Raw genomic sequence first — 26959 nt, 5'->3', positions numbered from 1 at the left:
ACTCACTCGCCCTTCGCGCCCGTCAGCCCCTCCACCCGGCTGAGGAACCTCACCTGACCCTGCTTGGGGTCCACCACCGCCTGGTTGGAGACGAACTCCTGGGTCAGGGACTGCTTGACCTCCCCGGTCAGCAGGGCCTTGACGCTCGGGTCGGTGACGTTGATGTTCACGCCCGGCGCGGCCGTCTGCTTCTCGTAGCGGCGCGTGGCGAAGAACACCAGCGCGCCACCGTCGGTGGTGCGCAGCCCCAGCGGGGCGTAGGCGGCGCCGTCCGTCAGCGGCTGGTCGAGATACTGCCGGGCCAGCCCGGGCCGCTTCGCACTCGCCAGCCGGCCGGCCCGGAACTGCGAGGTGTGCGGGCCGGGTGCGAACACGTTCCCGCCGCTCTTCAGATACGACGCGTACGCCGCCCCGAGTCCGCTCGGCCGCACGGCGAGCGTCGTGTCGTTCGCGGCGACGGGCTCGGCCCAACCGTCCTTGTCCTTCGCGAAGGTCGGGACGTCGTTCGGCGCGAGGATGGTCAGATACGACACCGCCCACACCTTGTCCGGGTCGGTGCGGGTGAAGACCAGCAGCCAATGGGCGCTTGCGCTGCCCTTGTTGGCGTGGGTGTCGGCGACGAACCAGCGGGGCCAGCCCGCCTTCTTCGGGATCGTGAACGTGGCGTCGGTCAGCTGCAGCGGGACATGGCCGGGATTGCCGTCCGGATAGGTTTTGTGTCCCGCCTGGAGCTTGCCGCCGTCGATGTCGGCGAGGGCACCGGTGACACGTCTCGCGTCCTGGGCGCGGTCGTAGGTCTTGTCCGCCTTGTTGTAGGCGGCGAGGAAGTCCTTGAGCGCGCGGGCCGCCTCGGGCCTGGTCGCCGACGGCACGACCTCGCGTTCGCCGTGGACGACGACGCAGCCGCTCGCCGTCATGGAGACGACGGCGGCCGCCGCTGTCGCCAGGGCGAACCGGCTGCGACGACGAGACGTCCGAGGCGCGCCGCCACGAAGCGTCCGAAGGCTGCGACTACGAAGCGTCCGAGGGCTGCGATCCCCGCCGACCCCGCGATCCCTGCTCATGACTGGCCTTCACCTTCCCCTTCCCGGAGGCGAACCCTACCGGGGCGGGGCGAACGGCGGGCGGCCGGTTCCCCTACCGCGTCCGCACCGTGACACCGCCGACGGCGACCGGCGCCCCGTCAGACCTTGTCCTGCACCGGGGGAGGCGTGGCCTGCTGCCTGCCCCTGCCCAGGACGAACCCGGCCGGGGAGAGGAAGATCGCCAGCGTGGGCACCAGGTACAGGGCCCACACCGTGAGTTGGAGGACCGTCGGGTCGGGCTGGAAGTTGAACACGCCCTTCAGCAGTGTGCCGTACCAGCTGTCCGGCGGGATGACGCCGCTGATGTCGAAGGCGAGGCGGGTCAGCCCCGGGAGCCAGTCGGCCTCCTGCAGATCGTGGAAGCCGTAGGCGAGCACGCCCGCGGCGACCACGACCAGCATGCCGCCGGTCCACGTGAAGAACTTGGCGAGGTTGATCTTCAGGGCGCCGCGGTAGAACAGCCAGCCCAGAAGGATCGCCGTGGCGAGGCCCAGTGCGACGCCGATGAGCGGGCGCGGGGTGCCGTCGCTGGCCGCGTGCACCGACGCCCACACGAACAGCGCGGTCTCCAGGCCCTCCCGGCCGACGGCCAGGAACGCGGTGGCGACCAGCGCGCCCGTGCCCATGGCGAGGGCCGCGTCCAGCTTGCCGTGCAGCTCCGACCTCAGATGCCGGGCGGTGCGCCGCATCCAGAAGACCATCCAGGTCACCAGGCCGACCGCGATGATCGACAGGGAGCCGCCGAGCGCCTCCTGTGCCTGGAACGTCAGCTCCTGGGAGCCGAATTCGAGGACACAGCCGAAGCCCAGCGCGATGGCGACCGCGATGGCGATGCCGGTCCAGATCGGCTTCAGGGCGTCCCTGCGGCCGGTCTTGACCAGATAGGCGATCAGGATGCAGACGACGAGGCTGGCCTCCAGCCCTTCCCGCAGGCCGATCAGGTAGTTGGAGAACACGGATTACGCCTCCTCGGCCAGCAGGGTCCGGCCCCACCAGTCGTCCTTGTCACGCACGCCCGGCGGGACCGCGAAGACGGCCGAACCCACGTGCTGGATGTACTCGTTGAGCGCGTCGGACGCCGACAGCTTGCGCTGCAGCGGGACGAACCCCTTGCGGGGGTCGCGCTGGTAGGCGAGGAAGAACAGGCCCGCGTCCAGGCGGCCCAGTCCGTCCGTGCCGTCGGTGAAGGAGTAGCCGCGGCGCAGGATCGTGATCCCGCTGTTGGAGTCGGGGTGGGCGAGCCGCACATGCGCGTCGGGCTTCATCGCCTTCAGGAACGGCTCGTCGTGCTCCTTCGCCTTGCCGACGGGGGCGCCCTCGCCCTTGTCGCGGCCGAAGACGTCCTCCTGCTCCTGCAGCGAGGTGCGGTCCCAGGTCTCGATGTTCATGCGGATGCGCCGGGCGACGAGGTACGAACCGCCGGTCATCCAGGCCGCGTTCCGGTCGCCGTCGCCGTCTTGGACCCACACGAACTTCTTCAGCCGGTCCGGCTCCGTGCCCGCGATGTTGCGGGTGCCGTCCTTGAACCCCATGAGGTTGCGGGGGGTCTGGGCGTCCGGGGTGGTCGACGAGGTCTTGCCGAAGCCGAGCTGGGACCAGCGGATGGCGACCTTGCCGAAGCCGATACGGGCCAGGTTGCGGATCGCGTGCACGGCGACCTGCGGGTCGTCCGCGCAGGCCTGGACACACAGATCGCCGCCGGTGCGGGAGCTGTCGAGATTGTCGCCCGGGAACGGGGGCAGATCGACCAGCGCCTCCGGGCGCTGGTCCCGCAGCCCGAACTTCTCGAAGAACGACGGCCCGAAGCCGATCGTCAGCGTCAGCCGTGACGGCTTGAGGCCCAGTGCCTCGCCGGTGTCGTCCGGCGGGGCCTCGGCGAGCCCGCCGTAGGCGCCCTCACCGACCGTCCGGCCCGCGGTCATCCGCCGCGCCGCCGCCGTCCAGTCCTTGAGCAGCTGGACGAACTCGGCGCGGTCGTCGGTCTTCACGTCGAACGCGGCGAAGTGCAACCGGTCCTGTACAGGGGTGGCGATGCCGGCTTGGTGGGCGCCGTGGAACTGCACCGCGCCGCCCGCCTCGGCGGCCGCCGGATCCACGTCGTTGCCCGCCTTGACCGCCGCCACCGCACCGCCGGCCGCGGCGGCACCGAGCGCGAGCCCGGCGCCGCCCCAGCCGATCAGAGCGCGGCGGGAGGGGGACGAACTGCCCTGGGTCTCGGTCATGTCCGTCTCCTACTTCACGACCGCGGCGGCGAGCTTGGACAGCGGCTCCGCGAGGGCGTTGACCGCGTCCGACAGTTCCTTGCGCTGGCCCTTGGTGACCTTGTCGTAGGAGACGAAGTCGTACCCGTTCTTGTCGGCGCGGTACTTGTCGAGCAGCGTGTTCAGCGCGGTGAACTGCTTGTCGAGTTCGGTGGTGAGCGCGGAGTCGTTCTTCGACGCGACCGGCTTCAGCAGCTCGTACGCCTTCTGGGCGCCCTCGACATTGGCCTTGAAGTCGACCAGGTCGGTGTGCGAGTAGCGGTCCTCCTCACCGGTGACCTTGCCGGTGGCGACCTCGTCCAGCAGCTCCTTGGCGCCGTTGGCCATGGAGGTCGGGGTGATCGCGGCCTTGCCGACCCGCGTCTGCCAGTCCTTCAGGTCGGTCACCAGCTGGTCGGCGAGGGTCTTCTCCTCGGCGCCGATCTTCTTGTCCTGCCAGAGGGCCTTCTCCAGCCGGTGCCAGCCGGTCCACTTCTGGCCCTGCTCCAGGCCGTCGGCGCGCGTGTCGGTCTTGGGGTCGATGTCACCGAAGGACTCCGCGACCGGCTCGGTGCGCTCCCAGCCGATGCGCGAGGGCGCGTAGGCCTTCTTGGCGGCGTCGAGGTCGCCGGCCTTGATGGCCTTCGCGAAGGTCTCGGCGAGCGGCACGGTGGCGTCGGCCTGCTCCTGGGCGTACTCGCGGTAGTCGGCGACGGCCTTGTCCAGCTTCGGGTTCCGCTGGGCGACCGAGCCGCCGGTGACGGTCAGCTTCTGCCGTACGCCGCGGCCCTTCATGCCCGGGCGGCAGGCGATCTCGTAGGAACCGGCCTTGACCTCGGCGGTCAGCGTGTACTTGGTGCCCGGGCCGATGTTCTCCTTCTCGGAGACGATCCGGTCGTCCGGGAAGAGGATCTCGACCTCGGTGGCCTTCGACCCCTTGTTCTCGATCTTCAGCGTGACCTGGCCGGCAGGCACGGAGACGGTCGAGGTGTCGCACTTGGAGTCGGCGGCCGTCACCTGGATCGCGTCGCCGTCCTTGGCGTCGCTCTTGGCGGTGCAGGCCGTGACGGCGGTCAGGGCGGCCGCGGTGGCGACGGCGGTGACGACGGAGAGTCGGGCGGCTCGCATGCATGCTCCAAGGGGCGAACGAAGGACGCACCGCACGGAGGGAGCCCGTGCGGTGTGGTGAGGCTTGCCTAAGTTACCTGAGCCTTACCTCAGCCATACCCCCTGGGTCGCGATTCTGTTCTCACGGAAAGATCACAGGTACGGCTTGATCACGTCGTCTCAAAACGAACCCCATGGAATGGTCAAGGGGAAGTCAAGCGATGGTTGGGGGCCCGGACACCCACGCCGGCGCTCCCGCCTGCCGGTGTGATGTTTGAATGCCCGCGTGACTGACTACGACGTGCTCCGTGTCTTCTGCGGACCCGGCGGCGGCTACGGCAACGAACTCGGTGTCGTCCGCGACGGCTCGACGGTTCCCGAGCGGAGCGACCGCCAGGCGCTGGCCGCCAAGCTCGGCTTCAGCGAGACCGTGTTCGTCGACGACCCCGAGCGCGGCGTCATCGACATCTACACCCCCACGCTGCGGCTGCCGTTCGCCGGACACCCCTGCGTGGGCACGGCCTGGCTGCTCGACGTGCCCGAGATCGTCACCCCGGCCGGGGTGGCGGGCACGCGCCTGGACGGCGAGTTCAGCTGGATCGAGGCCCTCCCGAAGTGGGCGCCGCCGCGCACGCTGCGGCAGTACGCGACGGCCGCCGAGGTGAACGCCCTGGACGTGCCGCCTCCCGGGGAGTGGGTCTACGCCTGGGCGTGGGAGGACGAGGCGGCGGGCCGCATCCGGGCCCGCGCCTTCCCCGGCCGCGACGACGGCATCGACGAGGACGAGGCGACGGGCGCGGCGGCGCTGCTGCTGACCGCACGACTGGGCCGCGCGCTGAACATCACCCAGGGGGCGGGCTCGCAGATCCTGACGGCACCGCAGCCCGAGGGGTGGGTGGAGATCGGCGGACGGGTGTTCCTGGAGCGCTGAAGGGAGTTTCCGGAGTGCTGACGCCGCCCTAGGCGCTCAGCGGGAACTCCTCGCCCAAGGCCTGGAGGACCGCCGTGTTGAGCGTGTACGCCCGCCGGCACTCGGCGACGACCCGCTGCTTCTCCACGTCGTCCGCCCGGATCCCGTCCAGCAACGCCCGGTACGTCTTCCTGAACGCCGCCGGGTTGGGTATCCCCTCGAACACATAGAACCGCACCCCATCACCCTTCCGGGTGAATCCCCAGGTCCGCTCCGCCGTGTCGCGAATGATCTGGCCGCCGGCCAGGTCGCCGAGATAGCGGGTGTAGTGGTGGGCCACATAGCCGCCGGGCCATCCCTCGGCGCACTCCCGCACCCGGGCCGCGTACGTCCGGGTCGCGGGCAGGGGAGTGAGGTCCGCCCGCCAGCCGGGGCCGCGCAGATGCGCGAGGTCCCGCTCCAGCTCGGCCAGCCGGAACAGCTCCGGCCGCACGAAGGGGCCCGCCACCGGGTCGTCCGCCAGCCGTTCGGCCCCGGCCTCCAGGGCCTCGTAGACGAACCAGAGCTGCTCGGTGTAGCGCGCGTACGCCTCGACCTCGAAGCTGCCGCCGAGCAGACCGGTGATGAAGGCGGAGCCGTTCGCCTCCCGGTGGTGGTCGTGCGACGCGGTGCGCAGCAGCGTCGAGAACTCCGTGCGGGACGGGTCCGGCGCGATCATGGGGCCTCCTCGGTCTTACCGACAGGCTGTCGGTAAGACCGTACCCAGGATTCCGGGGCCTCTCCACATGACGGAGCCCGCTCCGTGGCGGGAGCGGGCTCCGGGGTGCGAGTGGCGCGGGCGGGGGGGGCTTACGGCAGGGTCAGGATGTCCGCGCCCGTCTCCGTGACGACCAGCGTGTGCTCGAACTGGGCCGTGCGCTTGCGGTCCTTCGTCACCACCGTCCAGCCGTCGTCCCACATGTCGTACTCGTGGCTGCCGAGGGTGAGCATGGGCTCGATGGTGAAGGTCATGCCGGGCTGCATCACGGTGGTCGCGTGCGGGCTGTCGTAGTGCGGGACGATCAGGCCGGAGTGGAACGACGAGTTGATCCCGTGCCCGGTGAAGTCCCGCACCACGCCGTAGCCGAACCGCTTGGCGTACGACTCGATGACCCGGCCGATGACGTTGATCTGCCGGCCCGGCCGGACGGCCTTGATCGCGCGGTTGAGGGACTCGCGGGTGCGCTCGACCAGCAGCCGGGACTCCTCGTCCACGTCGCCGACCAGGTACGTGGCGTTGTTGTCGCCGTGGACGCCGCCGATGTACGCCGTCACGTCCAGATTGATGATGTCGCCGTCGCGCAGGACCGTGGAGTCCGGGATGCCGTGGCAAATGACCTCGTTGACCGAGGTGCACAGCGACTTGGGGAAGCCGCGGTAGCCGAGCGTCGACGGGTAGGCGCCGTGGTCGCACATATAGGCGTGCGCGACCCGGTCCAGCTCGTCCGTGGTGACGCCCGGGGCGATCAGCTTCGCGGCCTCCGCCATCGCCCGGGCCGCGATCCGCCCGGCGACGCGCATCGCCTCGATGGTCTCGGGCGTCTGCACCTCGGCTCCGGTGTACGGGGCCGGCGCGGGCTTGCCGACGTATTCGGGACGCCGGATGTTTCCGGGTACGGAACGGGTGGGAGACAGCTCTCCTGGTACGAGCAGCGACTGGCCAGACATGCCAGCGAGTCTATCCAGCGTGTGTACGGGAACATGGGCCCTGGGGAAAGGAGCTCCTGTCATGGCGCTGTTCAAGAAGCGGACGGCCGGGAAGCCGGGCGAGTGGTACTACTGCCTGGTCCACGGGAAGGTCGAGGAGGGCCCCGAGTGCCCGGCGAAGGACCGCTTCGGTCCCTACGCGTCCCGCGAGGAGGCGCAGCACGCGATGGACATCGCGCGCGAGCGCAACGAGGAGTGGGAGACGGACCCCCGGTGGCACGACGCGCCCGCGGGGGAGCGGGAGGAGGACTGAGCGGGGCCGGACGGCCGGGCGGCCCGCCCGCCCGGCCTCAGGCAGCCCCTCCGGCCCGCTGGGCCCTCAGTCGTACCGCATGCTCGTTCGTCCGGGCGTCGTAGCGCATCAGGCCGGGCAGGCACAGGGCCAGCAGGGCCACCGCACCGGTGCACAGCACCCCGCCCGACCAGACCGAGGTACGCACACCTCGCCACGCCGCCATGCCGCCCGAGCGGACCTGACCGAGCTGCGGGCCGACGGAGTACGACAGCAGCTCGATGCCGGCCAGGCGGCCGCGGAGTTCGTCCGGGATCGTCTGGTTCCACATCGCGCCCCGGAAGATCCCGCTCACCATGTCGAAGGCGCCGCCGCCCAGGGTCAGGAGAAGCAGCACCAGCCAGACGTTCCCCGCGACGCCCGCCGCCGCGACCGCCAGCCCCCAGGCGGCGGCCGAGAGGACCACCATCCGTCCGTGGCGGTGGATCCGCGACGTCCATCCGCTGGTCAGCGACACGACCAGCGCACCGGCGGGAAAGGACGCGTACATCAGCCCCAGCGACCAGGGGGCGCGCAGTTCGTCGGCGAGGAACGGCAGCACCGCGAGCGGCATCGCGAAGAGCATCGCGGCGGTGTCGACGACGTACGTGCCCAGGAGTTCCTTGCGGCTCCACGCGTACCGCGCGCCCTCCGCGATCGACCGCAGCGACGGTTTCGCGGCCTCGTGCGCCGCGGGCGACGCCGCGAGCCCCAGACACAGCAGCACCGACACCACGAAGGTCACCAGGTCGGTGCCGTAGGCCGCGCCCAGCCCGGCGTACGCGACGACCACGCCCGCCACCGCCGGGCCCGCGACCCCGCCGACCGTCCAGCGCAGCGAGTTGAGCGAGGCGGCGGCCGGGAGCTGGTCGTGCGCGACGATCCGCGGGACGAGGGAGTCCAGGGCGGGACGCTGGAGGGCACCGAGGGCCGAGGACAGGGCCGCGACGGCATACAGAGGCCAGACGGCGGGCCGGGGCAGCAGCGCGTTCAGCAGGAGCACGGCGGACAGCAGCCCCTGCCCGGCCTCCGTGGACAGGATCAGCTTCCGTTTGTCGTACGCGTCCGCGAGCGCACCGCCGTACAGACCGAAGACGATCAGCGGCAGGAGTTCGACGGCACCGATCGCGCCCACGGCCGCCGCCGAACCGGTGAGGTCCTTCAGCTGCACGGGGAGCGCGACGAAGGTGAGGAAGGTTCCGAAGTTGCTGACCACCCCGGCCAGCCAGAGCCTGCGGAAGTCCGCCGACGCGTGCCAGGGCGCGAGGTCGGGGAGCAGGGCGCGCAGCCCGGAGCCGTTGGCGGGGGAGGCGCCGGGGGACTCGTCCGGGCGTGCCGTAGCCGGTGCGGGGGCGCGGGGGGAGCGGGGGCGTCGTCGGTCACGACGGGCCATGCTCAGCCGACCCGGCACCCCGGGCAACAGGTTTTCCGGTCCTCACCAGCGCGACGGCGGAGGTGACGTCAGCAGATCGGCCAGGCGGGAGAGCCGGTCCCGGAAGCGACGGTGTGCCCGCGGGGCGGGCAGCACGTTCTCCCCCGCCGCCGCGCTCACCAGATGCTGCACCGTGTCCAGATCCAGGTCCGGGTCCGCCGGCACCGTCAGCGCCTCGTGCGCCAGGGCCACGAGGTCGCGGTCCCCGGACTCCAGCGCCAGCACGGTCGCCCCGGCCCGGCGCGCGTCATGGACCCGTTCCAGCAGCCCGGCCTCCGGCGCGGCGGGCGACACCACCAGCAGCGTCTCCCCGCGCCGCGCCGCCGACAGCCGTCCGAGCCCCACCGCCAGATGCGCCGGGTCCGAGGTCCGCGCCGCGTGCCGGACCAGTGTCGGGGACAGCTCCGGCGTACCCGACCAGGCCGCCTCGTCGACCAGATGCGCGGCCAGGTGCCAGGGCTCGTACTCCTCGGTGCCGACCAGCAGCAGCCCGCCCCCGTGCGACACCACGGAACCGCGCAGGGTCCCCGCGAACCGCCGCGTGGCGTCCAGCCACTCGGTCCCGGCGAGCACTTCCCGCAGCAGCGCGACCCGTACGGCGTCCATGCGACGGCATCCTGCCGCAACCGGCCACTCGTGACCCGGAGTTCACCCCGAATTCGCCCGACCCGGGCATGGAGCCGAACCACGGTTCACGACCGTCGCGCCACGCTCCACCGCCGCTTTGTCCGAGGAGCCGCATGAACGAGAAGAGCGCAGCAGGAGCCGGGAAGGCCGAAGCAGCTGAGACGTCCGAAGCAGCTGAGACGTCCGAAGCAGCAGCCGGGAGGACGGAGTCCCCCGAGCTCCCCGGGTCCGCCGGGCCCGCCGGGTCCCCCGAGCTCCCCGAGCCCGCCGCGCCCGTCGCCGGATCCGTCCCCTTCCGTGCGGGCCGTGAGGGATACGCCAGTTACCGGATCCCCGCCGTCGTCGCGACCCGGGCCGGCACGCTTCTCGCCTTCTGCGAAGGGCGGGTGACCTCCGCCGCCGACCACGGGCACATCGACATCGTGCTCAAGCGGTCCTCGGACGGCGGCCGCACCTGGGGCCTGCTCCAGGCCGTCGCCCGCAACGGGACCGGCCTGGCCGGCAACCCCGCGCCGGTCGTCCTGGACACCGGCCGCATCCTGCTCGTCCATGTCCGCGCGGCGGCCGGCGCGACGGAGGACGCCATCCTGCGCGGGAAGGTCAAGCCCGCCGACGGGCGCCGCGTCTGGGTGCAGCACAGCGACGACGACGGGCTGACCTGGTCCGGCCCGAGAGAGATCACCGGGCAGGTCAAGAAGCAGGGCTGGCGCTGGTACGCCACCACCCCCGGGCACGCCCTCCAGCTCACCTCGGGCCGCGTCCTCGTCCCCGGCAACCACACCCTGACGCCCACCGGCGGCGACACCGGCGCCGAGGCCAAGTACAACAGCGGCCACTGCCTGCTCAGCGACGACCGCGGCGAGAGCTGGTACCTCGGCTACCTCGACGAGAACACGAACGGCTACATCAACGTCAACGAGACCACGGCGGCCGAACTCCCCGACGGACGCGTCTACCTCAACACCCGCAACGACTCCCCGTCCCCCGGCAACCGCGCCGACGCCCACTCCGCCGACGGCGGCCGTACCCTCGTCCGGCCCTTCCGCCCGCAGGCGGGTCTCGTCGCGCCCGTCTGCCAGGCCTGCGTGCTGCAACTGCGCGACCCCGACGTGCTGTTGTACTCCGGCCCCGGGGACCCCGCCTTCCGCGCCCTGATGACCGTGCGCGTCTCCGCCGACGCCGGGACCACCTGGCACGCCGCGTACACCGTCGACGGACTGCCCGCCGCGTACTCCGATCTGGTCCGTGTCGACGCCGCGACCGTCGGCCTGCTCTACGAGACCGGCGACTTCGGCGCCTACGAGACGATCACCTTCCGCCGGATCCCCGTGACGGCTCTCACCTGAGCGGCGGGCGGGACCGCGGCGCACGTAGAGTCGGCCCATGACCTCTAGCGACAGTGCACCCAAGGCCCCCGCCAAGGACCCCTGGGACCTCCCCGACGTCTCCGGGCTCGTCGTCGGCGTGCTCGGCGGTACCGGACCGCAGGGCAAGGGCCTCGCCTACCGGCTCGCCAGGGCCGGCCAGAAGGTGATCATCGGCTCCCGTGCCACGGAACGCGCCGAGGCCGCCGCCGGACAGCTCGGCCACGGCATCGAGGGCGCCGACAACGCCGAGACCGCGCGCCGCAGCGACCTCGTGATCGTCGCCGTGCCCTGGGAGGGCCACGGCACGCTCCTCGCGTCCCTGCGCGAGGAACTGGCCGGCAAGCTCGTCGTCGACTGCGTCAACCCGCTCGGCTTCGACAAGAAGGGCTCGTTCGCGCTCAAGCCCGAGGAGGGCAGCGCCGCCGAGCAGGCCGCGGCGCTGCTGCCGGACTCGCGTGTCACCGCCGCCTTCCACCATCTGTCCGCCGTCCTCCTGGAGGACCCGGACATCGAGCGGATCGACACCGACGTCATGGTCCTCGGCGAGGAACGCGCCGATGTCGAGATCGTGCAGGCACTGGCCGGCCGCATCCCCGGGATGCGCGGCATCTTCGCCGGACGGCTGCGCAACGCCCACCAGGTCGAGGCGCTCACGGCGAACCTGATCTCCGTCAACCGGCGGTACAAGGCGCACGCGGGGCTGAGGGTCACCGACGTCTAGCGGGCCCCGGGGCATGGGGGACACTGGACGCCGTACCACCACGTACGACCACACACCGTCCGTCCGTCAGGAGCCGCTTCCCATGCCCCGCCTAGCCTTCTACGCCCTCGCCGTGTGCGTCCTGTCCGTCGTCGCGGCCGTCGTCTCCTTCGTCCAGGGCAGCTGGCTGGGGATCGTCTGGGTGCTGCTCGCCGGTGTGTCGTCCAACATGACCTGGTACTACGTGCGCCGGGGCCGCAGCGGGGGCCGGTCGGTCACGGGCTGACGCAGCCGTCGGGAACGGGCTTCCAGAAGCGGTACAGCTCCCAGCCGCAGGCGCTGTGCAAGTTGTCGATGCCCAGCGCGTTCAGGACCGAGTTGATCGCGTCGAAGAACGCGCCGCCCACCGACGGGATCCCCAGTATCGCGAACACCGCGAGCAGGCCGAACGGCGCGAAGGGCGCCACCTGGCGCTTGACGTCGTACGGCAGCCACGGCTCGATCACCCCGTAGCCGTCCAGGCCCGGCACCGGCAGGAAGTTCAGGATCGCGGCCGTCACCTGGAGCAGGGCCAGCAGGGCCAGGGCGAACTGGAACTCGGCGGGCACCCCGTCCAGCACATGCAGCCAGAACGGGGCCGTGCACACCACCGCGAACACGACGTTGGTCAGCGGGCCCGCCGCCGAGATCAGGCTCTGCCGCCAGCGGCCCCGGATCCGGCCCCGCTCGATGAAGACCGCGCCGCCCGGCAGCCCGATCCCGCCCATGATCAGGAAGATCACCGGCAGCACGACGCTCAGCAGCGCGTGGGTGTACTTCAGCGGGTTCAGCGTGAGATAGCCCTTCGCGCCGACCGAGATGTCCCCGCTGTGCAGGGCGGTGCGCGCGTGCGCGTACTCGTGCAGACACAGCGAGACGATCCAGGCGGCCGTCACGAACAGGAACACGGCGACACCCGGCTGCGCGGCGAAGCCGCTCCAGGTGGCCCAGCCGGTGACCGCCGTCACGGTCAGCAGCCCCATGAAGACGGGGCTGATCCTCCGGTCGCTGCGCCGGGTGGCGGCGGTGGTCATGGGGCTCCCTGGACTCGACAAGGGTACGGACGGCCCGACCGTACCCGCCACGCCGGGAAAACGTCTCGCCCTGCGGTCCGAGTTCCGCAAAGGTGGGAGCGTGGGGATGCGGCAGGTGTTCTACGCGGACTGGCGGATGGAGTGCTGCGGCACGCCGTTCTCCGTGGGGGAGGAGGTGAGCTGGCCGTTGCTGCTCATGGACGCCGAGGACGTGCTCGGCGGAGGCTGGGAGGACCCGCTCAGCACTCTGGACGGCCCGACTGAGGAAGTGCACGACGTGGCAGGCGCGCTCCGGCTGGTGCGGGCGGCGGACGGGCTGGTCGCCGCGGTGTCCGGGGACACCGCGGAGGCCGACGGCCGCCGGCGCGGACTGCTCTGTGTCGAGCGTCACAGCGACCGTTGGGCCGAGACCACCGGCCATGTGCGCGCCATCCGGCTGGTGCACCAGGTCTGGGCCCCCGTCTCGCCCGGCTCGCGCACACATGTGCCCGTGCCCGGCGGGCGCTCGCTGGAGGTCGTGTACCGCTGTCCGCGCTGGTTCGGCGAGGGGCGGTCGGGCGTCCTCGTCGACCTCGACGTGTCCGGCGGCGCCCCGCCGGGACCGTGACCGGCTCGCCCGCGCTCCCGACCTCTCTCCCGCCCTCGTCCCGGCTCCCGGCTCCGCCGGGTCCGGGGGTCCCCCCGGGGGTCCCCCCGGGGGCGGGCGGTCCTCCCTTCGCTGCCACCGGAGACAATGAACCTCGTGCGCTATCGCATTCTCGGCACCACCCAGGCACTCCGCACCGACGGCACGCCCGTCCCGGTCGGCGGGGCCCGGCTGCGTGCCCTGCTGACCGTGCTCGCGCTGAGGGCCGGCCGGCCGGTCCCCGTCGCCCTGCTCGTCGACGAGGTGTGGGACGGCGACCCGCCCGTCGACGCCACCGGCGCCCTCCAGGCGCTGGTCGGGCGGCTGCGCCGGACGCTCGGGCCGGACGCGGTGGAGTCGGCGGACGGCAGCTACCGGCTGGCGGCGGCTCCGGACGACGTCGATCTGCACCGTTTCGAGCGGCTCACCGGCGAGGGGCAGCGCGCGCTGGCCGACGGCGACCCCGGGAAGGCGGCGGTCGTGCTCGACGACGCCCTCGCCCTGTGGCACGGTCCCGCCCTCGCCGACCTCCCGGACCGGGCCGTCGAGGTGTCCCGCTGGGAGACCCGCCGCCTCGACGCGCGGCGCGCCCGTCTCGCGGCGGCCCTCGCCCTCGGCGAGGGGGAACAGTACCTGCCCGAGCTGACCGCCCTGTGCGACCTCCACCCGCTCGACGAGTCCCTCCAGACGCTGCGGCTGCGCGCGCTGCGCGACGCGGGCCGTCCGGCGGAGGCCCTGGCCGCCTACGAGGCCGTACGACGGCTGCTGGCTGACCGCCTCGGGTCCGACCCGGGTCCTGAACTACGGGAGCTCCAGGGGGAGTTGCTGCGCGGACAGGCGCCGTACACCCCGGCACCCGCACCGTCCGCCGCCCCGCTGGGGACCGCCGCCTCGCCTATGGCCGTCCCGCACATGGCCGTCCCGCACATGGCCGGCTCGCACACGGCCGCCTCGCACGCCGGTCTCCCGGGGACCGCCGCCGCGCCCGCCGTCGCGCCCCTCGGCGAGGCGAGCCCCGCAGCAGCGCCCCGCCCCGGCAACCTCCGGGCCCGCCTCACCTCCTTCGTCGGGCGGGACACCGACATAGAGACCCTGCGCGGCGACCTCGCGGCCGCACGGCTCGTCACCCTGCTCGGCCCCGGCGGCGCCGGGAAGACACGGCTGTCGCAGGAGGCCGCCGAGGCCGTGGCGCAGGAGACACCGGACGGAGTGTGGCTGGCCGAGCTGGCGCCCGTCGACGACCCCGAGGCGGTGCCCGAGGCCGTGCTGACCGCCGTCGGGGCGCGTGAGACCGTGCTGCGCGGCGCGGGCGCCGAGGAGATGCGCGCCGTCACCGACCGCCACGACGACCCGATCCAGCGGCTCGCCGAGCACTGCGCGCGCCGCCGTATGCTGCTCATCCTCGACAATTGCGAACACGTCGTGGACGCCGCCGCCCGCCTTGTCGAGCACCTTCTCCAGCACTGCCCCGGGCTGACGGTCCTCGCCACCAGCCGCGAACCCCTCGGCGTACCGGGGGAGTTGCTGCGCCCCCTCGAACCGCTGCCGCAGCCGCACGCGCTGAAGCTGCTCGCCGACCGCGGCGCCGCCGCCCGGCCCGGCTTCCGGGTCGACGCCGACGAGGACACCGCCGCTGCCGCCGCGGAGATCTGCCGCCGCCTGGACGGACTGCCGCTCGCCATCGAACTGGCGGCGGCCCGGCTGCGGATGCTGTCGCCGCGGCAGATCGCCGACCGGCTCGACGACCGCTTCCGGCTGCTCACCTCGGGCAGCCGTACCCTGCTGCCCCGGCAGCAGACCCTGCGGGCCGTGGTCGACTGGTCCTGGGACCTCCTCGACGCGGACGAGCGCGCGGTGCTGTGCCGGCTGTCGGTCTTCGCCGGCGGCTGCGACCTCACCGCCGCCGAGGCCGTGTGCGGTTCCGTCGCACTGGAGGTGCTCGGTTCGCTCGTCGACAAGTCCCTCGTGGTGGCGGCCCCTTCGGGCGACGGGGAGATGCGCTACCGGCTGCTGGAGACCGTCGCCGAGTACGCGGGTGAACAGCTCGACGGGTCGGGCGACCGGCCCGCCGCCGAGCGCGCCCACCTCACGTACTACCGTGAACTGGCCCGCACCACGGACCCGTTGCTGCGTTCGACCGCCCAGCGCGCGGCGGTGGAACGGTTCCAGGTGGAGTACGAGAACCTGCGCACCGCCCTGCGCCATGCCGTCGCCGGCCGCGACGAGCAGGAGGCGCTGTGCCTGCTGCACTCGCTGTGCTGGTACTGGCAGATGCGGGATCTGCGCGCCGAGTCCCGTATCTGGGCCACCGAGGTCGTCGCGCTCGGCCCCGATCCCTTCACGGCGCCCGCCCGGCCGGTGCCTGACCTCCGCGAGAGTTGCACCGACGCCCCGCCGCCGATGCGCCCGGAGATCCTCGACGAGGCCCGCCGCGGCGCCCATCTCGTCCGTCTGGCCAGCATGGACCTGGACGTCCAGGAGTGGGACACGCCGGCGGCGAAGGAGAAGCTGCAGGTCGTCAGCGAGACCTACCGCCCCGGCCAGCCGCAGACCTGCCGGTTTCCCGGCTTCCTGTGGTTCTACGCCGTAGTGCTCAGCGGTGACCTCGACCGGATGCGCGAGCTTCTCGACGAGTCCGTTCGCACCTGCCGCGAGCTGGGCTACACCTGGGAGCTCGCCCAGGTCCTGCAGATACGCGCCAATATCCTCGCCAACCGTACCCACTGGGCGGGGGACGCGACCCGGGACGCGGACGAGGCACTGGAGATCTTCCGCCGGCTCGGGGACGCCTGGGGCGCGGCCGAGGCCCTGTCCGCCCGCGGCGAGGCCCATGAACGCCGTGGCGAGTATCTGGCCGCCGCCGCCGACTACGAGGCCGCCGGCGCGTACGCCGAACAGCTCGGTGCCCGGTCCCAGATGGCCGTGCTCGGAGCCCGGCTCGGCAGTGTGCTGCTGGAGGCCGGGCAGGGCGAGCAGGGAGAGCGGCTGCTGCGCCAGGTCATCGAGGAGGTCCACGACACGGCGCACGACGCCAATCCGTTCGCCCGGCTCTCCTTGGCGTGGTGGCTCAGCCGCACCGGCCGGGTACCGGAGGCACGCGAGCAGGTGCGCCTGCTGCGCAGCGAGTTCAGGGCCCTCGCCTTCCCGGTCTTCGAGGGCATCGTGCTCGGTCTGGACGCCTGGCTGGATGTGCTGGAGGAGCGGTACCCCGAGGCCCTGGCCCTGGCGCGGCAGGCGCTGGAGCGGGCCGGGGACAGGATGTCGATGGTGATCGCGCCGCATCTGACCTCGATTCACCTGACGACCGCCGCGACCGCGCTCGCCGGTGCGGACGGCGGGAGCCGCGCCCGGGACGCGGCGCTCTGCCTGGGAGCCGCCGACGCGCTGCTGCCGCTCGGCCACTTCCAGGCAACGATGGAGCGCGAGACCCGGGCCAGAGCGGAGGCGGCCGTGCGGGCCGTGCTGGGCGACGCGGTGTACGAGGCCGCGTACGCCGAGGGCGGCGGCCTCTCCGTGGAGGAGGCCACCGCCCTCGTCTGACGCGGACCGGTGTACCGCGGGGCAGATCAGCTCTTGTTCGTGAACTTGCGGATGGCGATGGGGGCCATGACCGCCGTGAGGGCGGCCGACCAGCCCAGGGTCATCAGCACGTCGTGGGTGACCGACGCGTGGCCGTTCATCAGGCCGCGGGCCGCGTCCGCGAGCGACGACAGCGGGTTGTAGTCGGTGAAGGCCTGGAGCCAGCCCGGCATGGTCTTGGTCGGGGCGAAGATCGACGAACCGAACTGCAGCGGCATCAGCACGAGAAACCCCATTCCCTGCACGGCCTGGGCGCTCTTCATCACCACGCCCAGGGTCAGAAAGATCCACATGACCCCGAAGCCGAAGACCATCGACAGGCCGATGGCCGCGAACAGGCCGGGTACGTTCGACACCGACAGGCCCAGCAGGAAGCCCACCACGAGCAGGACCGCCGTGGCGACCAGCATCCGCCCGATCTCCACGGTGATCTTGGCGATCAGGACGGAACCCCGGCTGATGGGCAGGGACCGGAAGCGGTCCATCACGCCCTTCTGGAAGTCCTCGTTGAATCCGGTGCCGACGCCCTGGGCGATGTTCATGCCCATCATCGCCATCAGTCCGGGGACCACGTAGTTCACGTACGCGTGCCGGTTGCCGGATCCGGCGATCGCGCCGCCGAAGACGAACACGAACAGCAGGCAGAAGACGATCGGGAACAGGATCGCGTCGAACATCGACTCGGGGTCCTGGCGGATCCACAGCAGATTGCGGCGGACCAGGGCGCCGATGTGGCGCAGATTGCCGCGCAGCCCGATGCGGCCGTCGGCGATCGGTGCGGGGGATGCGGTGACGGTGGCCGTGCTCATGCGGCGACCTCCTCTCGGGCGGGGGACGCGTCCTGCGGGGCACTGGCCTTGTGGCCGGTGAGGGACAGGAACACCTCGTCCAGGCTGGGCAGTTCGGTGGCGATGTCGGCGAGCGTGATGCCGCGGGCGGTGAGCGCGCCGACCACCGCGGTCAGCTGCCCGTCGCTGAGGATCGGTACGAGGACGGTGCCGCTCTCGGTGTCCACGGTCGCGTTGCCGGGACCGGTGAGGCCGAACTCGTCGAGCGCGGCGGCCGTCGGGTGCAGCTCCAGGGGGTCCGCCGGACGGATGCGCAGCGTACGGCCGCCGACCCTGGCCTTCAGCTCGTCGATGCGGCCGCCGGCGATGACCTTGCCGCGGTCGATGACGGTCAGTTCGGAGGCCAGTTGCTCGGCCTCCTCCATGTACTGGGTGGTGAGCAGCACGGTCGCGCCCTCGGCGACCATGCGCTTGACCTCGGTCCACACCTCGTTCCGGGTGCGGGGATCGAGACCCGTGGTGGGCTCGTCCAGGTACAGGACGGCCGGGTGCCCGATCATCGAGGCGGCGAGGTCCAGACGTCGCCGCATACCGCCGGAGTAGGTGCGCGCCGGGCGCTTGGCGGCCTCGGTGAGCGAGAACCGCTCCAGGAGCCCGTCGGCCCGGGCCCGCGCCTCCTTGCGGGGCAGGTCGAGGAGTCGGCCGATCATGTACAGGTTCTCGAAGCCGGAGAGCTTCTCGTCGACCGAGGCGTACTGGCCGGTGAGGCCGATCACGCGCCGGGTCTGGCGGGGCTGGCGGACGACGTCGTAGCCGGCGACCACGGCGTGGCCGGCGTCGGGGGTGATGAGGGTGGACAGGCAGCGGACCAGGGTGGTCTTGCCGGCGCCGTTCGGCCCGAGCACGCCGAGGACGGTGCCTTCGCGCACGTCGAGGTCGACGCCGTCCAGCGCCCTGGTCTCGCCGTAGTGCTTGACCAGCCCCCGTACGGTGACAGCCGCGTCCGGGGCGGCGTCGATGGGGTTCTTGTCGATTCGCGTCATGCCGACCAAGGTGCCAGCCGCCACCGACAAACCGCCTACAGGCCGCCGACAGGATCGCCTACATCCGCCGACACCTTCCCGACAACCACCGTGACTCCGCGAAAGCGGTGCCGGCTCAGGCGCAAAGAGGCGCGCACCGGCTTGGGCGCACAACGCGACAGCCCGCCGACGGGGGAAGATCGGCGGGCTGTCGGGGCGCCCCGTCAGGGAGGCGCCGGGAACTGCGCGGCCGGCCTGAAACGGCCCGCAGTGGGTCGGTCAGTGCACCCGGGAGCCGCTCAGTGCACCGAGTGCTCGTCGAGCGGGAACGTTCCGCCCACGACGTCCTCGGCGAACGCCTTCGCCGCGTCGCCCATGACCTGGCGCAGATCGGCGTACTTCTTCACGAACTTCGGCACCCGGCCCCCGGTCAGACCCAGCATGTCGGTCCACACGAGCACCTGCGCGTCCGTCTCCGGACCCGCCCCGATGCCGACGGTCGGGATGTGCAGCGCCCGCGTCACCTCCGCCGCGAGCTCCGCCGGGACCAGCTCCAGGACCACCGCGAACGCGCCCGCGTCCTGCACCGCCTTGGCGTCCCGCATCAGCTGGGCGGCGGCCTCCTCGCCGCGGCCCTGCACCCGATAGCCCATCGCGTTGACGGACTGCGGGGTCAGGCCGATGTGCGCCATGACCGGGATGCCGGACTCCACCAGCAGCTCGATCTGGCCGTGCGAGCGCTCGCCGCCCTCCAGCTTGACCGCGCCGACCCCGGCCTCCTTCACCAGGCGGGTGGCCGAGCGCAGCGCCTGCACCGGGCCCTCCTGGTAGGAGCCGAAGGGCAGGTCGCCGACGATCAGGGCGCGCTGGGTGCCCCGTACGACCGCGGCGGAGAGCATGGTCATCTCGTCGAGGGTGACGGGTACGGTCGTCTCGTACCCGAGGTGGCAGTTGCCCGCCGAGTCGCCGACCAGCATGACCGGGATGCCGGCCTCGTCGAACACCGACGCGGTCATCGCGTCGTAGGCGGTGAGCATGGGCCACTTCTCGCCGCGCTCCTTGGCGGCGGCGATGTCGCGGACGGTGATGCGGCGGGTGCTCTTGCCTCCGTACAGCGCCTTGCTGCTGTCGGAGGGTTTGAGGGCACCCTGTGCGGGCTGCTCCTGGGCAGCGGAAAGCTGCGTCATCGCAACGGCTCCTTCGGTCATCTCGAGGCGCCCTGACGGCGTCCCCGGATCACTCCCATGGTGGCACCTCGTGCCACGCGCGGCTAGTGGGGGTACGCGCCATGCGTCACCCCGGGACACCGGGTCCGCGAGCCCCGCACGCTCGACCCGTTTCCCCGCGCCACCCCGGGGAACTCAAGGTCTCGTAAAGGATTTCGATACGAGACGGTTCCGTTTCATAAATGCCCTACGCTCATGCGCATGACTACTCCAGCTGCCTCTGTCGAACGGCGGGTGCCGGAGGCGGTGCATCGGCGTCGATGGGCCATCCTCGGCGTACTGATGCTCAGCCTGCTCATCGTGGTGCTCGACAACTCCATCCTGAACGTCGCCATCAAGACGATCTCCACCCCGGCGCCGACCGGTCTCGGTGCCACCCAGAGCGAGCTGGAGTGGGCCATCAACGCCTACACCCTCGTGTTCGCCGGGTTGCTGTTCACCGCGGGCCTTCTCGGTGACCGACTGGGCCGGAAGAAGGCGCTGCTGGCCGGTCTCGTCGTGTTCGGCGCGGGCTCGGCGCTCGCGGCCGAGTCCGGTTCCCCGGCCCAGCTCATCGCGTTCCGGGCGCTCATGGGCCTCGGCGCGGCCTTCGTGATGCCTGCGACGCTCGCGGTCCTCATGAACGTCTTCGAGCGCGACGAGCAGCCCAAGGCCATCGGCATCTGGGCCGGCGGCGTCGGCCTCGCCATCGCGATAGGCCCGATCACCGGCGGTGTGCTCCTCGCGCACTTCTGGTGGGGCTCGGTCTTCCTGATCAACGTGCCGATCGTGATCATCGCGCTGGCCCTGATGGTCTGGCTGGTCCCCGACTCCCGCGACCCCCGCCCCGGCCGGGTCGACATCGTCGGCGTCGTCCTGTCGGTCGTGGGCCTGGTCCTGCTCGTCTACGGCATCATCAAGGGCGGCCAGCTCGCCGACTTCGGCGACGCCAAGGTGCTGGCGACGATCGCCGCCGGTCTCGCCGTCCTCGCGTTCTTCGTGGTGTACGAGAAGCGCAGCGACCATCCGTCCATCGACGTCACGTACTTCCGGAACAAGGTCTTCTCCGCCGCCATCGCCGCGATCGCGCTGGTCTTCTTCGCGCTGATGGGCGTGACCTTCTTCTCCGTCTTCTACACCCAGAGCGTCCGGGGCTACTCGGCGCTCCAGACGGGTCTGCTGATGCTGCCGCTGGCCGCCGCGCAGATGATCTTCGCGCCGCGCGCCCGGCTGCTGGTGGACCGGTTCGGCAACCGGGCCACGACCACCGCCGGCATGGTCGTCATCGCCACGATGCTCGCCGCGTTCGCCACCCTGAAGGCGGACACGCCCATCTGGATCCTGGAAGTCGTCTTCTTCCTCATGGGCACCGGCATGGCCCACATCATGACCCCGACCAGCGTCGTCATCATGCAGGCGCTGCCGCGCGAGAAGGCGGGCTCCGCGTCCGCGCTCAGCAACACCTTCCGCCAGGTCGGCGGTGCGCTCGGCATCGCCGTGCTCGGTTCCGTGCTGTCCACGACGTACCGCGACCGCATCGAGGACAAGCTCCCCCTCCTCCCGGCGGGCGTCCGGCACACCGCGGGCGAGTCGATCGAGGCGACGCTCGGCGTGGCCGCGAAGCTCGGCCCGAACGGCAAGGCCCTCGTCGCCCCGGCCAACGACGCCTTCCTGCACGCGATGCATGTGACGGCGCTGTGGGGCTCGGGCGTGGCGGTGATCGGCGCGATCGTGGTGGCGCTGTTCCTGCCCGGGAAGGCGCCCGCGGGACAGAGCGGCAAGGAGGAGGAGCAACTGGTCGCAGCGGACCACTGACGAACGCTGACGGCACGTCATCGACCGGGCACCGGCAGGGTGCCGGTGCCCGGCACGGCGCGCACCGGGGACAATGATCCTCAGCGAGCATGGACGGAGTGGAATGTGAGCCTCGCCGGCAGCCGGCCCCACCGAGACCTCCCCGCACGCGGACGCCCCCGCAGCGAGGCCGTCGAAGGGGCCATCATCGAGGGTGTGATGAAGCTCATCGAGGAGGGGGTGCCCCTCGCGGATCTCTCCATAGAGCGCATCGCCCGGACCGCCGGTGTCGGCAAGGCGACCATCTACCGCCGGTGGGACAACAAGGAGGACCTCTTCGTCGACGTGCTGCGCGCCGCCGAGCCCGAGGGGCCCGTACTGCCCGGCACCTCCCTGCGCGAGGACCTCGTCGTGCTCCTGGAGTCGCTGCGGCAGCGCGGCGTGGCCACCCGCTCCTCGGCGATCCTGCGCAATGTGTACGCCCAGATAAAGAGCAGTCCCAAGATCTGGGCCGCCTATCACTCCACCGTCGTCGCCCCCCGCCGCCGGCTCGGGCTGGAAGTCCTGCGCCGTGCACAGGAGAACGGCGAACTGCGCGCGGACGTGGACATCGAGCTGATGAACGACATCTTCGTCGGTCCCCTGCTGGTGCGTTCCATGCTGCGTCCCGACGCCGAGCTGGAGGAGGGCCTCGCCGAGCGGGTCGTCGACACGGTCCTCGAAGGGCTACGGCCCGTCAGTTCCTAGTGCTGTGGCCGGATGCGGGGAAGCTGCCGGGCGTCGCGAGCCGGTGAACCTTTCCGGTCGCAGCACTGGTGTCCCGGAGGCGCAGGGACACCAGCCGGTATGTGCAGGTTTTGTCACAGAAGGCCCTTCTGGTGCCCGCGGCCGGAACTCCCGCGGCCGCCTTGCCCGTCCTCGTCCGCGAACGGCCGTCATGGGACGGCGGGAACCGAGCCGATCATCCCCTAGGGTCATATCCGGGGGGACGACGGTGTGCACGGCAGGGTGTGAGGCGACATATGGCGCAGGCGTACATGACGGAGACGGGTAGCGGCGGCACGGATCCCCACCGCCCAGGATCCCGGCTCCGGCGCCTTCGCCAGAGCCTGCGCGACGACCGCGGCATCTGGCGCCGCGGCATCGTGCCGGCCGCTCTCGCGGTCCTGCTCGCGCTGGTGATGCTGCTGCACGCGCAGATCCCCAACGACATCGGCAACCTCGGCAGTCTCACCGAGACGTTTCTGCCCTGGCTCGGTGTCGTGGGCGTCCCGCTGCTGCTGATCCTCGCGCTGGTGCGGAAGTCGGCCACCGCGCTGATCGCCGTGCTGCTGCCCGCGGCGGTCTGGTTCAACCTCTTCGGCGGGCTGCTCGGCGACAAGACCGGCAGCGGCGGTGACCTGACCGTCGCCACCCACAACGTCAACGCCGAGAACCCCGACCCCTCCGGCACCGCCCGCGCGGTCGCCGACTCCGGTGCGGACGTGCTGGCGCTGGAGGAGCTGAAGGCCTCCGCGGTCCCGGTCTACGAGCATGCGCTGGCGTCGACGTACAAGTACCACTCGGTGCAGGGCACGGTCGGCCTGTGGAGCAAGTACCCGCTCGCCCACGTGAGGTCCGTGGACATCAAACTGGGCTGGACCCGCGCTATGCGGGCCACCGTCGAGACGCCCGAGGGGGAGGTCGCCGTCTATGTCGCCCATATGCCCTCGGTGCGGGTCAAGCTGGCGGCCGGGTTCACCGCACGCCAGCGCGACACCAGCGCGGACGCGCTCGGCGAGGCCATCGCCGACGAGAGCCTGAGCCGGGTGATCCTGCTCGGCGACCTCAACGGCACCATGAACGACCGCGCCCTGAACGCCGTCACCTCGCAGCTGCGCTCCACCCAGGGCGCGGTGGGCAGCGGCTTCGGATTCAGCTGGCCGGCTTCGTTCCCGATGGCGCGGATCGACCAGATCATGGTCCGGGGCCTGGACCCGGTGAGTTCGTGGACCCTGCCGCGCACGGGGAGCGACCACCTTCCGGTCGCGGCCCGGGTGAAGGTCGACGGAGGGTCCTGAGTCGCCGGGGGAGTCCTGAGTCGGCGGGGGCGGAGTCCCGAGCCGCTGCGGGCGGAATCGTGAGCCACCGGAATACCGGGCGTGAGACCCTTTGTTCCGTAGGTGAACTTACGAACCGTGTCCGGCACGGAACTCCGCTCTGAAAGGTCCCTCATGCCCCTGGCCCTGCTCGCCCTCGCCGTGGGCGCCTTCGGCATCGGCACGACCGAGTTCGTGATGATGGGCCTGCTGCCCAACGTCGCGGACGACCTGCACATATCCATCCCCACCGCCGGGCACCTGGTCTCGGCCTATGCGCTGGGCGTGGTGATCGGCGCGCCGCTGCTCGCCGCCGTCACCTCCCGGCTCGCCCGCCGTACGGTCCTCATCGGACTGATGGTCCTGTTCGTGGTGGGCAACGCGCTCTCGGCCCTTGCGCCCGGCTATGACGCGCTGCTCGCCGCCCGCTTCCTGAGCGGACTGCCGCACGGCGCCTTCTTCGGCGTCGGCGCGGTCGTCGCGACGGGACTGGTCGCCCCCGAGCGCAAGGCCCGCTCGGTCTCGCTGATGTTCATGGGCCTCACCGTCGCCAACATCGCCGGCGTCCCCGTCGCCACCCTGATGGGCCAGCACCTGGGGTGGCGGGCGACGTTCCTCGGGGTCAGCGTGATCGGTGTGGCGGCGATCGCGTCGCTCTTCCTGCTGATCCCGCACGACCACACCCACGCCCCGGCCGGCGGTCTGCGGGGCGAACTCGCCGCCCTGCGCTCCCTGCCGGTCTGGCTGGCACTGGGCACGACGGTGGCGGGCTTCGGCGCGCTGTTCTCGGCGTACAGCTACATCACGCCGATGCTCACCGACGCGGCGGGCTACGCGGACGCCAGCGTGACCCTGCTGCTGGCCCTGTTCGGCGTGGGCGCGACGATCGGCAACCTGGTGGGCGGCCGGCTCGCGGACCACTCGCTGCGCGGCACCCTCTTCGGCGGACTGCTCGCGCTGGCGGTGGTGCTGGGAGTGTTCCCGCTGTTCATGCACGCCGAGTGGAGCGCGGCGGTGGCTGTGGCGCTGCTCGGTACGGCGGCGTTCGTCACCGGCTCCCCGCTGCAGCTCATGGTGATGGAGAAGGCGTCCGCCGCCCCCTCCCTCGCCTCCTCGGCCAACCAGGCGGCCTTCAACCTGGCCAACGCGGGCGGTGCCTGGATCGGCGGCCTCGCCCTGGCCGCGGGTCTCGGCGCCACCTCCCCGGCGCTCGCGGGCGCGGCCCTGGCGGTGCTGGGCGTCGCGGTGGCCGGGGTCGCCTACACGGTGGACCGCCGCCGGAGCGCTCCGGCCACCGCGCGGGAACGCCTGGTGGCGACGCACGTACCGGAGCAGCCGCAGAACGTGCGCGGCTGACGGACGGGACGGCGCGCGAACGCCGGGGGCGCCGTGGAGACCACGGCGCCCCCGGCGGCCATGTCACGCGTGTTCGCGCCAGCGGTTGGTGATCGGCAGCCGGCGGTCCTTGCCGAAGCCCTTCGCCGAGATCTTCGTGCCCGGCGGGTACTGCCGGCGCTTGTACTCGGCCGTGTCGACCATCCGCAGCGTCCTCACCACCAGATCCCGGTCGAAGCCCGCCGCCACGATGGCGTCCGCGCCCTGGTCCCGGTCCACATACAGATCCAGGACCGCGTCCAGGACCGGATAGTCGGGCAGCGAGTCGGTGTCGACCTGGTCCGGGCGCAGCTCCGCGCTCGGCGGCTTGGTGATCGAGTTCTCCGGGATCGGCGGCGTCTGGCCCCGCTCGGCCGCCGCACGGTTGCGCCACCGCGCCAGCTGGAAGACCGACGTCTTGTACACGTCCTTGATCGGGCCGTACGCACCCACCGAGTCGCCGTACAGCGTCGAGTAGCCCACCGCGAGCTCCGACTTGTTGCCGGGCGCCAGCACGATGTGGCCCTCCTGGTTGGAGACGGCCATCAGCAGCGTGCCGCGCAGCCGAGACTGGAGGTTCTCCTCCGCCAGCCCCGTCAGCCCGAGGGCGTCCATGTAGGCGGTGAACATCGGCTCGATGGGGACGGTACGGAAGTGCAGGCCCGTGCGCCGCGCCAGCTCCGCCGCGTCGTCCCGGGAGTGCCCGGAGGAGTACTTCGACGGCATCGAGACCCCGTACACGTTCTCCGCGCCCACCGCGTCGCAGGCGATCGCCGCGACCAGCGCCGAGTCGATACCGCCGGAGAGGCCGATGAGCACGGACCGGAAGCCGTTCTTCCGCACATACGCCCGCAGGCCCGTCACCAGCGCCGAGTACACTTCCTCGTCGTCCTCCAGGCGCTGGGCGTAGCCGCCCGTCAGTTCGGGCTCGTAGGACGGCAGGGGCTCCTCGGACAGCACCAGGCGGTCGATGCGCAGCCCGTCGTCGACGACGCCCTCCGGGGCGTCCGGCCGCGCCGCGGGCAGGTCGAGGTCCAGGACCACACAGCCCTCGACGAACTGAGGTGCCCGCGCGATCACCTCGCCGTCCGGGCCGACCACGATCGAGTCCCCGTCGAAGACCAGCTCGTCCTGGCCACCCATCATGGCGACGTAGGCGGTGGTGCAGCCGGCCTCCTGCGCCCGCTTGCGTACCAGCTCCAGACGCGTGTCGTCCTTCTCGCGCTCGTAGGGCGAGGCGTTGATCGACAGCAGCAGCCCGGCCTTCGCGCTGCGCGCCGCCGGCACCCGGCCGCCGTCCTGCCACAGGTCCTCGCAGATGGCGAGCGCGATGTCGATGCCGTGCAGCCGCACCACGGGCATCGTGTCGCCGGGCACGAAGTAGCGGAACTCGTCGAAAACGCCGTAGTTGGGCAGATGGTGCTTGGCGAAGGCCAGGGCGACCTCGCCGCGGTGCAGCACCGCCGCCGCGTCCTGCGGGGCGCCGGCCGGCTGGCCGTACTTCGGCTGGGCGGTCTCGGAGCGGTCCAGGTAGCCGACGACCACCGGCAGCTCCCCGAGGCCCTCGCCGGCCAGACGCGCGGCGAGGTCCTTCAGGGCCGCGCGCGAGGCCTCCACGAACGACGACCGCAGGGCCAGGTCCTCGACGGGATACCCGGTCAGCACCATCTCAGGGAACGCCACCAGATGCGCTCCCTGGTCGGCGGAGTGCCGGGTCCAGCGGACGATCGCCTCGGCGTTCGCGGCGATGTCTCCGACGGTCGAGTCGATCTGATTCAGGGCGAGGCGAAGTTGAGGCACCCGCCCAGTGTAATCGTCAGAGCGACGCAATGTGGTGTGGGCCGCCCCACGCGGCGGCCCCCGCCCCGTCCTGGTCGCGGGGCACACACGCACGTGCGCCCGCCCCCCTCCGGGAGGGGGACGGGCGCGACGCGGT

Annotated in this window: 24 protein-coding genes; 11 read left to right on the top strand and 13 right to left on the bottom strand. The window is 71.8% G+C overall.

The genetic code is table 11. The annotated features are described in order from the left end of the window. Positions 1 to 2: 2 nt before the first annotated feature. The 4 genes from AB0L95_RS12935 to efeO all read right to left on the bottom strand — a co-directional run bounded on the left by AB0L95_RS12935 (position 3) and on the right by efeO (position 4453). Positions 3 to 917, bottom strand: a complete 915-nt coding sequence (locus AB0L95_RS12935; RefSeq protein ID WP_365161174.1) for a hypothetical protein — start codon at positions 915 to 917, stop codon at positions 3 to 5. Between the two features lie 266 nt (positions 918 to 1183). Further along, positions 1184 to 2041 (bottom strand): iron uptake transporter permease EfeU, encoded by an 858-nt coding sequence (efeU, locus tag AB0L95_RS12930; protein ID WP_365161172.1) that lies wholly within the window; start codon positions 2039 to 2041, stop codon positions 1184 to 1186. 3 nt (positions 2042 to 2044) lie between these two features. Further along, the gene (efeB, locus tag AB0L95_RS12925; RefSeq protein WP_365161170.1) at positions 2045 to 3307 is read right to left on the bottom strand and encodes an iron uptake transporter deferrochelatase/peroxidase subunit; all 1263 of its coding nucleotides are present in this window, start codon (positions 3305 to 3307) and stop codon (positions 2045 to 2047) included. A gap of 9 nt (positions 3308 to 3316) precedes the next feature. Then, positions 3317 to 4453, bottom strand: a complete 1137-nt coding sequence (gene efeO, locus AB0L95_RS12920; protein ID WP_365161168.1) for an iron uptake system protein EfeO — start codon at positions 4451 to 4453, stop codon at positions 3317 to 3319. Between the two features lie 265 nt (positions 4454 to 4718). On the opposite strand from efeO, the gene AB0L95_RS12915 reads away from it, so the two are divergent. Further along, positions 4719 to 5363, top strand: a complete 645-nt coding sequence (locus AB0L95_RS12915) for a PhzF family phenazine biosynthesis protein (RefSeq protein ID WP_365161166.1) — start codon at positions 4719 to 4721, stop codon at positions 5361 to 5363. Positions 5364 to 5391: 28 nt separating this feature from the next. On the opposite strand, the gene AB0L95_RS12910 is transcribed toward AB0L95_RS12915, so the two are convergent. Beyond that, on the bottom strand, positions 5392 to 6060 hold the full coding sequence (locus AB0L95_RS12910) for a biliverdin-producing heme oxygenase (protein WP_365161164.1): 669 nt from the start codon (positions 6058 to 6060) through the stop codon (positions 5392 to 5394). 131 nt (positions 6061 to 6191) lie between these two features. After that, positions 6192 to 7049: a type I methionyl aminopeptidase gene (gene map / locus AB0L95_RS12905; RefSeq protein ID WP_365161162.1), complete on the bottom strand. Its 858-nt coding sequence runs from the start codon at positions 7047 to 7049 to the stop codon at positions 6192 to 6194. 61 nt (positions 7050 to 7110) lie between these two features. Between map and AB0L95_RS12900 the strand changes: the two genes are divergently transcribed. Then, a complete protein-coding gene (locus AB0L95_RS12900; RefSeq protein WP_365161160.1) occupies positions 7111 to 7341 on the top strand; it encodes a hypothetical protein in 231 nt (76 codons plus the stop codon). A 37-nt stretch (positions 7342 to 7378) separates the two neighbouring features. On the opposite strand, the gene AB0L95_RS12895 is transcribed toward AB0L95_RS12900, so the two are convergent. After that, positions 7379 to 8752, bottom strand: coding sequence for an MFS transporter (locus AB0L95_RS12895; RefSeq protein WP_365161159.1), 1374 nt, complete (start codon positions 8750 to 8752; stop codon positions 7379 to 7381). 42 nt (positions 8753 to 8794) lie between these two features. Beyond that, positions 8795 to 9397 (bottom strand): hypothetical protein, encoded by a 603-nt coding sequence (locus tag AB0L95_RS12890; protein ID WP_365161158.1) that lies wholly within the window; start codon positions 9395 to 9397, stop codon positions 8795 to 8797. Positions 9398 to 9531: 134 nt separating this feature from the next. Here AB0L95_RS12890 and AB0L95_RS12885 point away from each other — a divergent pair, with 134 nt between their 5' ends. From AB0L95_RS12885 to AB0L95_RS12875, 3 genes are read left to right on the top strand one after another with little or no spacing between them, the layout of a single operon-like run. After that, on the top strand, positions 9532 to 10764 hold the full coding sequence (locus AB0L95_RS12885; RefSeq protein ID WP_365161156.1) for a sialidase family protein: 1233 nt from the start codon (positions 9532 to 9534) through the stop codon (positions 10762 to 10764). 37 nt (positions 10765 to 10801) lie between these two features. Further along, entirely contained in the window at positions 10802 to 11506 is a 705-nt protein-coding gene (gene npdG, locus AB0L95_RS12880; protein ID WP_365161154.1) for an NADPH-dependent F420 reductase, read from the top strand. Between the two features lie 13 nt (positions 11507 to 11519). Then, positions 11520 to 11771 carry a hypothetical protein gene (locus tag AB0L95_RS12875; RefSeq protein ID WP_365161152.1) on the top strand — a complete coding sequence of 84 codons (252 nt, stop codon included), beginning with the start codon at positions 11520 to 11522 and terminating at the stop codon, positions 11769 to 11771. On the opposite strand, the gene AB0L95_RS12870 is transcribed toward AB0L95_RS12875, so the two are convergent. Continuing rightward, positions 11761 to 12558 (bottom strand): site-2 protease family protein, encoded by a 798-nt coding sequence (locus tag AB0L95_RS12870; RefSeq protein WP_365161151.1) that lies wholly within the window; start codon positions 12556 to 12558, stop codon positions 11761 to 11763. The two genes, AB0L95_RS12875 and AB0L95_RS12870, sit on opposite strands and share 11 nt — an antisense overlap. A gap of 106 nt (positions 12559 to 12664) precedes the next feature. On the opposite strand from AB0L95_RS12870, the gene AB0L95_RS12865 reads away from it, so the two are divergent. Together AB0L95_RS12865 and AB0L95_RS12860 are read left to right on the top strand one after the other, a co-directional pair. Further along, positions 12665 to 13165, top strand: a complete 501-nt coding sequence (locus AB0L95_RS12865) for a DUF6578 domain-containing protein (protein WP_365161477.1) — start codon at positions 12665 to 12667, stop codon at positions 13163 to 13165. A 126-nt stretch (positions 13166 to 13291) separates the two neighbouring features. Continuing rightward, positions 13292 to 16723 (top strand): BTAD domain-containing putative transcriptional regulator, encoded by a 3432-nt coding sequence (locus AB0L95_RS12860; RefSeq protein WP_365161149.1) that lies wholly within the window; start codon positions 13292 to 13294, stop codon positions 16721 to 16723. Positions 16724 to 16749: 26 nt separating this feature from the next. Here AB0L95_RS12860 and AB0L95_RS12855 read toward each other — a convergent pair whose 3' ends face one another. The 3 genes from AB0L95_RS12855 to panB all read right to left on the bottom strand — a co-directional run bounded on the left by AB0L95_RS12855 (position 16750) and on the right by panB (position 19759). After that, a complete protein-coding gene (locus tag AB0L95_RS12855; protein WP_365161147.1) occupies positions 16750 to 17571 on the bottom strand; it encodes an ABC transporter permease in 822 nt (273 codons plus the stop codon). Beyond that, a complete protein-coding gene (locus AB0L95_RS12850; RefSeq protein ID WP_365161145.1) occupies positions 17568 to 18593 on the bottom strand; it encodes an ATP-binding cassette domain-containing protein in 1026 nt (341 codons plus the stop codon). The genes AB0L95_RS12855 and AB0L95_RS12850 overlap by 4 nt, the downstream gene beginning before the upstream one ends. 278 nt (positions 18594 to 18871) lie before the next feature. Then, the gene (gene panB / locus AB0L95_RS12845) at positions 18872 to 19759 is read right to left on the bottom strand and encodes a 3-methyl-2-oxobutanoate hydroxymethyltransferase (protein ID WP_365161143.1); all 888 of its coding nucleotides are present in this window, start codon (positions 19757 to 19759) and stop codon (positions 18872 to 18874) included. Positions 19760 to 19999: 240 nt separating this feature from the next. On the opposite strand from panB, the gene AB0L95_RS12840 reads away from it, so the two are divergent. From AB0L95_RS12840 to AB0L95_RS12825, 4 genes are all read left to right on the top strand, one after another. Further along, the gene (locus AB0L95_RS12840; RefSeq protein WP_365161141.1) at positions 20000 to 21592 is read left to right on the top strand and encodes an MFS transporter; all 1593 of its coding nucleotides are present in this window, start codon (positions 20000 to 20002) and stop codon (positions 21590 to 21592) included. A 105-nt stretch (positions 21593 to 21697) separates the two neighbouring features. Further along, positions 21698 to 22318, top strand: a complete 621-nt coding sequence (locus tag AB0L95_RS12835; RefSeq protein ID WP_365161140.1) for a TetR/AcrR family transcriptional regulator — start codon at positions 21698 to 21700, stop codon at positions 22316 to 22318. Between the two features lie 275 nt (positions 22319 to 22593). Then, the gene (locus AB0L95_RS12830) at positions 22594 to 23631 is read left to right on the top strand and encodes an endonuclease/exonuclease/phosphatase family protein (RefSeq protein WP_365161138.1); all 1038 of its coding nucleotides are present in this window, start codon (positions 22594 to 22596) and stop codon (positions 23629 to 23631) included. A 153-nt stretch (positions 23632 to 23784) separates the two neighbouring features. Further along, complete coding sequence (locus tag AB0L95_RS12825; RefSeq protein ID WP_365161136.1) at positions 23785 to 25005, top strand: MFS transporter; 1221 nt, start codon at positions 23785 to 23787, stop codon at positions 25003 to 25005. Between the two features lie 63 nt (positions 25006 to 25068). Here the strand turns inward: AB0L95_RS12825 and AB0L95_RS12820 are convergent, their stop codons facing one another. Continuing rightward, positions 25069 to 26823, bottom strand: coding sequence for an NAD+ synthase (locus AB0L95_RS12820; protein ID WP_365161134.1), 1755 nt, complete (start codon positions 26821 to 26823; stop codon positions 25069 to 25071). Between the last annotated feature and the right edge of the window lie 136 nt (positions 26824 to 26959).

This window comes from Streptomyces sp. NPDC052036 (genome assembly GCF_040680495.1).
Taxonomy (GTDB): domain Bacteria; phylum Actinomycetota; class Actinomycetes; order Streptomycetales; family Streptomycetaceae; genus Streptomyces.
This window is presented reverse-complemented; position numbering and strand designations above follow the sequence as displayed.